This window comes from Bacillus sp. LR--39 (assembly GCF_053613335.1).
The window spans coordinates 1-827 of the sequence record NZ_JBSIOT010000621.1 but is presented as its reverse complement, the minus strand read 5'-3'; the positions used below and the strand labels follow the sequence as shown (position 1 = coordinate 827).

The window sequence follows — 827 nt, the reverse complement described above, 5'->3', positions numbered from 1 at the left end:
AAGCCAACCCGCCGATGGTCAACAAAATTCTGCTTGAAGAAATTAAAAAACGCTAATAAAAAAGCAGCCCTTAGAGGCTGCTTTTTTTATGGTCAAATTGAGATAAAGACAGAGATGAGGGCCCGAAGCCTTTCAACTTCTTTGTCGTTGGTTCCGGTCAAATTGGACAGCATGCCTTTAATAATCGGCTTGCGCGGTTTATCCTGAGTCAATTCTTCCTCGATAACATCAAGTGACACGGTGATATCCTCGGACAGCGTGCTGTTTTCTTTCACTTTCTGAATGTCCTCAAGCAGCTGGTCTTTCCCCGCAGGCATCGGGTTGAAAATGTCTTTTGGCACAATCGGATTGAGTGCAGAACGGCTCAGCCCCTGTACAAGATCATCCAGTCTCTCAATAATAAAGGCTGAGATTTCTTCTGCATCGATATTAAGCTCACCGTTAAATACCATCACGTTCATATAAGAATGCACAATGCCTCTTGCCATGATGGACAGATCTGCGACGTACGGCTCGATTCCTTTTCCATAGGACGACAGCAAGGCGTTCCGGTACAGCTTATCCGTCTCCATGGTTACTTTGTAAAAGTATTGCTTGATTTCTTGATTTTCCGGAATGATATTTTCGGTAAGCAAAAGAACAATAAAATCTTTATGATCGCGAAAATCCTCAAATTGAGCGCCAATTTGCTTTTTCAAAACTTCTTTAGGCGGCTTTCCGGCGAGATCTTCTTCTATATTTTTCATTTTGTTCATAGACATACCGATATAATATTCACAGGCAGATAACAGCAGCGCTTCTTTCGATTTGAAGTGCAAATAAAAAGC

At 42.0% G+C, this 827-nt stretch carries 1 pseudogene; it reads right to left on the bottom strand.

The window, feature by feature from the left end:
- Window positions 1-70 precede the first annotated feature (70 nt).
- Window positions 71-827 (bottom strand): annotated as a pseudogene (locus ACWHAR_RS25370) (TetR/AcrR family transcriptional regulator); the annotation flags it as partial.